Annotated in this window: 4 protein-coding genes; 1 reads left to right on the forward strand and 3 read right to left on the reverse strand. The window is 68.6% G+C overall.

Annotation, left to right across the window (positions count from 1 at the left end):
• Window positions 1–127: 127 nt before the first annotated feature.
• Window positions 128–4,600 carry an FtsK/SpoIIIE domain-containing protein gene (locus tag G6048_RS27785; protein ID WP_165342326.1) on the reverse strand — a complete coding sequence of 1,491 codons (4,473 nt, stop codon included), beginning with the start codon at window positions 4,598–4,600 and terminating at the stop codon, window positions 128–130.
• Between the two features lie 111 nt (window positions 4,601–4,711).
• Window positions 4,712–7,105, reverse strand: a complete 2,394-nt coding sequence (locus G6048_RS27790) for a protein kinase domain-containing protein (protein ID WP_165342327.1) — start codon at window positions 7,103–7,105, stop codon at window positions 4,712–4,714.
• A 223-nt stretch (window positions 7,106–7,328) separates the two neighbouring features.
• Here G6048_RS27790 and G6048_RS27795 point away from each other — a divergent pair, with 223 nt between their 5' ends.
• A complete protein-coding gene (locus G6048_RS27795; RefSeq protein WP_165342328.1) occupies window positions 7,329–7,832 on the forward strand; it encodes a hypothetical protein in 504 nt (167 codons plus the stop codon).
• Here the strand turns inward: G6048_RS27795 and G6048_RS27800 are convergent.
• Entirely contained in the window at window positions 7,825–8,400 is a 576-nt protein-coding gene (locus G6048_RS27800; protein WP_165342329.1) for a hypothetical protein, read from the reverse strand. The two genes, G6048_RS27795 and G6048_RS27800, sit on opposite strands and share 8 nt — an antisense overlap.
• Between the last annotated feature and the right edge of the window lie 353 nt (window positions 8,401–8,753).

Here is an 8,753-nt window from a genome sequence, read left to right on the forward strand (position 1 = left end):
TCCAGGGGCGACCGGCGCGCATCAGCGGGGCACCCACCTCGAGAGTCATCTCAAGGGGTAGGTGCCCCGCTGCCTTTGGTACCGGTCTTCAGGGGTCTATCGGCCCCTGAAGTCCCCTGGGCGAACGTCAGTTGTTCATGACGGTCTGGATCGGCATGAACGCTCCACCGGACACCAGCAAGCCGCTCCCCGCTGGACCGCCACCGCTGTTCGAGGGGAGCCTGATGCCGAAGAGCTCTCCCTCCGACGGACTCTGAGGAGTCAGCAGCACACCGTTGCGCGACTTGCGCGCCTCTACGGAGAACCCTCGGTACTGACCGGACAGACTGTCCGTCGCGCCCGCGGCGATGAGTCCGATTCCGCCGTCCGCTCCCTTGCGGATCACGGACTCCAACGTCTCGTCGAGGCTGGTGTCATAGAGCAGTTCGGCGTCATCGACGACGACAACGTACGAGTCATCTGCAAGGTTCTCGACCAGCTCCTCCAAGTCTGCCTCCCTGCTGTCCGCGTTGAGCAGACCCAGGACGCCCTCACGGCCTTCCAAGTCCCGCAGCGGGGACCTGCGCGGAGTGACGAGCACAACGGGGGTGCCGGCCCGCAGTAGCGACTCCACCGCAGCCACAAGCACGGTGGAGCGGCCTGACTTGGGCGGTCCCGCGATGAGGAAACCAGGGCCGTTCTCTTCCAAGTCGATCCCGATCGGGTGCAGTTCGTCGCCTCCCACGCCGATCAACGCCCACAGCGGGGACGGCGGCGTGAAGTCGGGATCGAGAGCGAACGCCTCGGTCGCCGTGATACGCGTGGGCAGAGCGTCCACACGCATCGGCCGACGGTCGGCCGGCAGACGCCCGACCCGTGAGGCCGCCTCTTCGGCGATCTCCCTCAGCGCACGCACCTGTGCCTGGCCCGCGGGGTCCTCGGCGAGCAGTCCGATCTGTGTTTCGTCCACACCCACGTCGGTGATCCGCAAGGCGCGGCCGGGTGGCATGTTCTTGGGCACTTCTCGCACTTGAAGCCCCGCGGTGGAGTAGTCGTTCGGGTCGGCGAAGCGCAATACGAGCCGATCCGCGAAGGCGGACGAGACCTGACCGCTCAGACCGGTTCGGTCTGCGGTCATCACGACTTTCAGGCCCACCGCGGCTCCCTCTCGGAAGATCCGCTGAGCCAACTCGAGCAACTGCCCGTAGTTGTAGTTCTCGAATGTCGACGCGAAGCCCTCCCAGCCGTCCAGCAGCAGCACCATCCATGGAAGACGTTCATCAGGAGCGGCACTCGCACGCTGCTCCGCGGCGCTCGACGCACCCTCCATGGCCAGCAGTTGCTGACGCCTGGTGATCTCACCGAGCAGGCGGTCGATCAGGCGGCGTACCCGGTCGGGCTCGTCACGGCTCACCACGGCCCCAACGTGAGGCAGTCGCACCAACGGCAGCAGCGCGTTCGACCCGCAGTCGATTCCGTAGACGTGTACGTCATGTGGAGATGTACTGCGGGCCAGCGATCCGGCCAGCGTGCGCAGGGCGGTGGAACGACCGGACCTGGCGCCGCCGAGCAGGAGGGTGTGCTCTCCGTGGACCAGGTCGAGGGCCAAAGGCTTGCGGCTCTGCCGCGCCGGAAGGTCGATCAAGCCGAAGGGGACTGGCGCGACATCGTCGCCGGTCGCCGGATCGCTGTTATACGAGGCGAGTTCGTCCAGCGTGACCAATTCGGTCAGCGGCGGCAGCCAGGGGCTTCGCTGTTCGCCGAAACCCATCTTCTCAGCCCCGCCGCGGACCGCATCCACGAGGACGGCGAGGTCGGTGACCATGGTGCCGTCGTCCTCGGCCTCCGTCCGCTTCGGCAGCGGGCGGCTGTACGCGCTCCAGGGCAGCGGGACCAGCGTCGCTTTGGGCCCGCTCTGGCCGGTGGCAGGCCTGCGGCCACCGATACGCGCCGACTGCACGCCGACGAGCGACTGCGCGCCTGAACGCACGTAGGCGCGGCCCGGCGTGGACTTGGCGATCGCGCCCGAGTCCGGCGCCTCGATGACGTCCATGGATTCCGAGGCATCCGTCACGCGCAGCGCGATACGCAGGTTCGTGTTCGCGCGAATGTCTGCACTGACCACACCCGCCGGGCGCTGCGTCGCCAGGATCAGATGCACACCAAGCGACCGGCCACGCCTCGCGATGTCGACAAGTCCCGCGATGAAGTCCGGCAGTTCGGCGACCAGCGACGCGAACTCATCGATGACGAGCACGAGTCGGGGCATCGGCTCCAGCTCGGGACGAAGCTTGCGAGTGTCGTTGTAGTCCTCGATGTCCTTGGTGCCGGTGTTGAAGAGGATCGTCTCGCGGCGGTGGAGCTCAGCGGCGAGCGAGGCCAGAGCCCGCTCCGTCAGGTGGGCGTCGAGGTCGCTGACCATGCCGACCGTGTGCGGGAGCCGGGCGCAGTCCATGAAGGCGCTGCCGCCCTTGTAGTCGATCAGCACATAGTTCAGGGCGTCCGGGCGGTTGGCGAGAGCGAGCGAGGCGATGATCGTCTGCAGTAGCTCCGACTTACCGGCACCAGTCGTACCGGCGATGAGCGCATGCGGGCCGTCGCGCCGGATGTCCAGGACGAACGGACCGTCCGCCGCGATACCGATGGGAGCGGCCGTCGTCGAACCGCCCGCCTGCCAGATGCGCTCTACGTCCCTGCCCGTAGGGTCGGGCATGCCGAGCAGCGAGAGCAGCCGGGCCGAGGTGGGCAGAGCGCTGTCGGCGTCGTCACGGCTGACGTCCCGCACCGGAGCGAGGGAACGGGCGAGCAACTCGCACCACTCGAATGGGACTTGATCGGCCAATACGTCGCCCACCGACTCAAAGCCGTGGCCACGCACGCGGACGTGATGCGGCGCATCGGGTGTCCAGCACACGACGGCCTGGCATTCCTCGGGGAGCAGCCGCTCGTCCTCGTCGATGCAGAGTGCGTAGATCCCGTACTGCGGTCCCTCGGTGAGGATCTGCGGGACACCGGGCATCCGGCGCAGCAGCCGTGCCCCGTCGAGAATCACCAGCACGTTGGCGTCCGGGTAGAGCTGCCCCATCATGTTCTGCTGCTCGCGGGCCGCCTTCCGCCGGCCCAGCTCGTTCAGCAGCTCATTGACACGGCGAGCGATGGCTTCCGAGTCCGAGGCCACGAGGGCGACGCAGTCCTGGCCCTGGTCAGGCGCCGTGTGGGGCAGCCAGTGGGCCCAGCTCCAATCGGCACCGGCGGCCGCCGTCGAGGAGAGCGAGACGAGCGAGAGGTCCCTGGGACTGTGCAGAGCCGCCGCCTGCACTCCGAGCCATCGCGCGGTCGCCAGCGCACGGGCGCGGTCGCCCGCCACACCTACGACCCCCAGTTCCGTGAACGGAAGGGTGACCGGGACGTCGGGAAGGACCGGCGGTTCCGGACGGTCCTCGTCGTAGTGGGTGCCGCCGCGCCCCAGCACGAGCTCGACGTCGGACGGCAACCCGCAGACTCCGATTCTCAACTGCATCGCGTCCGGGTCCGTGAGTCTGCGCTCCCAGAGGCGGCGGCGCGGTCCCGTGGCAAAGAGCAGGATCTCCGCCGGGTCGGGGTGGTCGGCACGCCGGTCGCGCTGCTCCTCCTTGGCCACGAGTTCGAGTTCGGCCTCGTGGGCTGCGAGATCCTTCTTGTACTGCTTCATCGAGGTCTTGTGTTTCTGTTTGCCCTCACGGTTCTCGCTCAGCCACTGGCCCGCCATCATCAGAGGGCTCATCAGGCAGAAGAGGAGCATGTAGATCTGCTTGGTGACGAAGTACATGACCAGGCCGAAGATCATCGGCGTGAAGGCCATGATGAACTGGAAGCGCGCCCGCTCCCCCTTCGTGGGCGGCTGTGGCACGACGAGCCGCCGTCGGGGCCGGAGAGGGGAGAGCCGGGGAGGCCGGTTGTACGCGAGGCCTCCCTCGGCCATCGCGGACAAGTGCGCGTCCGGCTCGGTCACTTGGTCGAGAACGAGTATGGAATCGCCGACGCGGACCACTCCGCCAAGCGGCCACGCGGTCTCGCCGTCCACCGTCTCGTCGTCGAGCAACACGTCGACACCCGGCTGCGGGGCGAGTACGGCCCCGCCCTTGACGTCGATCGTCAGACGGAACGCCACGGGCGACAGCGAGGAGTCCGGCAGGGACAACGAGCAAGTGGGCGCCGCACCGATGGTTGCCACTCCGGCGCCCAGTCGCACCACGCGACCGGACGCGGGACCGGACGCGGCTCTCAGTTCGTACTGCCCGACGGGCTCCCCTCGGCGCAGCAGCGGTCCGATCGTGTCGTCAACGGAGACGCGTATACCGTCGCGCAGCACAGAGGCCGCCGGTGCCACCGGGTCGCACGGGAGACCGTCAGCCCACAACGTGGGTGTCCCTGCCCCCGGCCCGTAGCCGGGCAGCGAGGCCAGTGACGTGCCGGGCATCGCCAAGACGTTCGGCATGGGGCTGCCCGCGGGTGGCCTCGGCCCACCAAGGTCTGCCGCGAGAGCTTCCGCGACGTCGTCGGCGGTAGCCGCGTCGTCCATGGTGACCATTACGTCCTGTGGCTCACCGCCCTCGTGCACGACAGTCACCAGCACCTGCATGGTCGCTTTCCTCCCCGTCAGCCTGTGCGGCCACGTTTATTACCTCGGTTCACGGAGACTAGCCGCAGTCTTGAGTCCTGTGGCCAGTCGTCTTGATTGAGTGCTGACGCATCAGACGGCAGGCAGCGAGTAGATCTCGTAGCCGTGCGTCACCAGCAGCCGGTTGCCGGATATGGCGACCTGAAATGGTTCCACCGGGTCCTTGTTGTCGTTGTAGACCCAGCGGGACTTGCCGGTCTTCGCCACGAGCGCGAAGATGCCGCCCTCGTCCTTGTACGAGGCTCCGTAGAGGGTTGCGCCGGCGCGCAGGAACGTGGTGGGGGCTCTCCTTGCGCCGGGGTCCTCGCACAGCCAGATCTTCCTGCCTGTCTTGACGTTGACTGCCCATACGCCTTCGTCGTAGTCGCTGATGTACAGCACGCCGTCGATGACCGTGGGATCGTTGAAGCCACGACGGCCGTTGGGAGACAGCGTCCAGCGGGTCTTGCCGGTTTCCGCGTCGAGCGCCCGCAGGTTGTCGCCCGGAAGAAAGACGAGGCCCGAGGCGACGGTGGGTGTCCAACTCCAGTCGTCGCCGAGCTTCTTGGTCCATAGCTGGCCGCCCGTGGCGGTGTCGCGGACGGTGAGGTTGTACTTGGAGTCGGCGTAGACGAAGTACTTTCCGGAGACGGTGCCCTCGACATCCCAGTTGTTGGTACCCCAGTCGCGCATCTGGACCCACACCGTCTTACGCGTGGTGTGGCTGATGGCGGCAACGCCCATGCGGTAGTCGGTGGCGCTCTTCGCGTCGCTGAAGTCTGTCACCGTGACGTACACGTTCTTCTCGTCGATGGCGATCGTGGCGTCGAGTTTCAGATCCTTGCCGAGGCGACTGCGCCAGGCCTCCTTGCCCGTCCTCACGTCCAGTGCCACGAGTGCGCCGTCGTAGTCGCCGTCGGCCAGGAACAGTTTGCCGCCGGAAAACAGCAGTTGGGCATTCGGCCGGACCACACCAGGGCGGGACCAGCGCTTCTTGCCCGTTTTCACGTCGTACGCCACCAAAGGGTCCCCGCTGATCAGCAGCAGGCCGTCGTGGGTCACCAGCGGAAGGGTGGTGCTGATGCTCTCCTCCGCCACCGACTTGTGCCACAGCGGCTGCGGTGCCGTACCGGCCGGTGGTGTCGTGAAGTTCTCGCCCGCGGGTCGAGCCGAACCGCCCTTGCTGCCCCCTGCGGACGTACCGGGTGAGTCGTCGTCGCGGGAAAGCAACCAGGCAGCGCTTCCGCCGACGACCGCGACTCCCGCTACACCGCCCGCCGCCAGACCCAGGAAGCGGCGCCGAGAGGGAGGAGGGGTGGAGGAGTTCGCGGGACCTGTGCCGAGTTGGACCGTACCTGGCAAGGGTGTACCGGCTGCGTACGGCGAGGTACCGGCTGTGGGTGTGCCGTAACCCGGTGCGGGCACGCCTGTTGGAGGAGTGCCGTAACCCGGGACCGGCGTGCTCGTGGCCGGGGTGCCGTATCCAGGTACTGGCGTGCCCGTACCTGGAGTCCCCGCAGCGGCCGACGCCCCGCCCAGCATCGTGGGCGGCCGCCCGAATCCGGGAGCCGGCTGCGCCTCCGGTTCTTCCGGCGCCTCCAGGTCCAGAATCCCCGCCGCGTGCGTCGCGATCGTCGAAGCGACCGCCGACGGCAGCCAGTTCGTCAGCAGTTCCTCGACGCTGCCGGGCGCCAGGGCCGCAACGATTTCCGCGGGTGCCGGGCGCTGCGCCGGGTCCTTGAGCAGGCAGGCGCGTATCAGCCCGAGGAGTGATTGCGGTATGCCGGTGAGGTCCGGCTCGCCATGAACGACCTGGTAGAGCATCGCGGCGTGCGAGGCCGCGCCCTCGCCGAAGACGTTGCGGCCCGTTGCCGCGAAGGCGAGTACGGCACCGAGCGAGAAGACGTCTCCGGCTGTCCCGACATCCTGCCCCAACGCCTGCTCGGGCGGCATGTAACCGGGCGAGCCGACCACAACTCCCGTCTGCGTCATACGGTTTCCGTCCACCGCCCGCGCGATGCCGAAGTCGATGACGCGGGGACCGTCCGCCGCCAACAGGACGTTGGAGGGCTTGAGGTCGCGGTGGATCAGGCCTGCCGCGTGGATCTCCTGGAGTGCGGCGGCCAGGCCCGCGCCCAGTGCGCGGACCGTGTGCTCGGGGAGAGCGCCGTGCGCCTGCACCACGTCGGTGAGGTCGGGGCCCAGTACGTACGAGGTCGCGAGCCACGGCAGCGGCGCGTCCGGGGCGGCGTCCACGACCGGTGCCGTATAGCGGCCGGAGACCGCGCGGGCTATCTCCACCTCGTGCTGGAAGCGGCGGCGGAAGTCGGCGTCGGCCGCCAGCTCCGGTCGTACGACCTTCACCGCGACCGTGCGGCCGCCCGGCGAACGGGCGAGGTAGACGCGACCCATGCCTCCCACGCCGAGCCTCCGCAGCAGCCGATAGCTGCCCAACTCCCGCGGATCGTCCGGCTGCAGTGTCTCCATGGTCGGGCCTTCCCCGTTTCCTCGTCCGCGCGGTAATTTCGTTCACTTGTTTGCAGACACAGTAGTAACGGGAGTGACGGGTGGGAGTGGCCGGGGACGGCAAGGGGGACGAACGGTGAGCGGATCGGCCAGACCGAAGCGGAAGCGGGCGGCGGGAGCCGCGTTGCGCTACGAGCATTCGCGGCAGCGGCCCGCCTCGTCTGCGAGGCCGGAGAAGGAGCGCATGTCGAGGCGGGAGGTGGCTCTCGCCTGGCTGTGCGTTCTCACCTTCGTCGGGGGACTTGTCGGACTCGTCATTTCGGCCCAGACCTGGGGCCCCACGATCTGGGGCGATATCGCCCCGGACTGGCCCGGCGGCGGTTACGGCTTCGCGGGAACCGCCGGCGGCCTGGGGGCCCTCGCGGTGGCCGCGATGATCGCGCCGCTGACGCGTATGAGGTGGAAGAAGAGCAAGGCCCGTTCGCTCGCCTGGGCAGCGGCCTCGCTCCCCGGCCTGGCAGCGTCCATGCTGTTCCTGGTCGTGATCTTCGGGGCATGGCGGCCCAAGAAGCGTCATCGCAGCTACAGCTGCTCCAGCGAGGGCGGACCCTGCTGGGTCCACGAGCAGTACCCATACGTGTGGGCCGTCGGCCTGGCCGCGACCCTGCTCGTGGCGGCGGCGCTGGTCACCGTACTCGTCAAGCGCCATGACTCCCGTCGGCCCGAGACGGTCGGCTCGGCTACTTGACCCTGTTCATCCGAGCCACCGGATCCCCCGCCTCCTCGTTGTCCGTCTCGTACCTCAGGTCGTCGTCGACCGGGGTCAGTCGGACCTCGTGGCGGCCCATCACGCACACCGCGTCCTTGGACTTCTTGGCGACGCTCGTGGCGGTGATCTGCTGTGGAGTGGCCTTCTTGAGGATGAGTACGGTGTCGCAGTGGCCGCCGATCAGGTCGGTCTGGCGGAAGGTGGCGAACTGTTCGCCCACGCCGGCCTGGCGGACCGTGACGCGGAACTTGCCCATGGGGAGGGTGCCGTTGAGGGCTACGCCGTCGCCCTCCCAGGTGCCGAGGTAGCGCTGGGGGACGGCCGCTCCGGTGGCCGGTGCGGACGTGGGCGCGGACGCGCTCGGTCTCGCCGCCGTGTCGTCGGCCGCGTTCCCGCCGTCGCTGTCCGAGGCTCCGCCCGGCAGCAGGTCGAAGACGAACACCGAGCCGAACGTCACCGCCGCCAGCGCTCCCGCGACCGCCAGCGCCACCGTGCAACTCAGCTTGCGTCCACGGCCGCCCGCCCCCGGCGCGGACGTCGCGGCCACGGAGACGGTCAGTTTTCCGGGAGCGGAGGGGCCACCAGGGCGCGATTCCAGCCCGGATCCCTTGCCAGGTCCCGATCCTGATCCCGAACCCGAACCCGATCCTGGGCTCTCGCCCTCGCGGGGTTCCGGGACGTACGTCGGTACGTCCGCCACCTGAGCCGGCCGCCCTACCCCGTCCCCCATTCCGTACGAAGGGTCCGGCGGCCCGAACACCCCTGCCGGACCCGCCGGAGCCGCCGGAGCCGCACAACGCAGACCGCGGCGAACATCGCGGCCCTTGGAACCCGGAGATCACCTCCGGTGCGTGCGCGTAGTCGGGGGACACTCATTGCGGGCTCATCATCGCACTGGGC

This window comes from Streptomyces ureilyticus, assembly GCF_011045025.1.
Classification (GTDB): Bacteria; Actinomycetota; Actinomycetes; order Streptomycetales; family Streptomycetaceae; genus Streptomyces; species Streptomyces ureilyticus.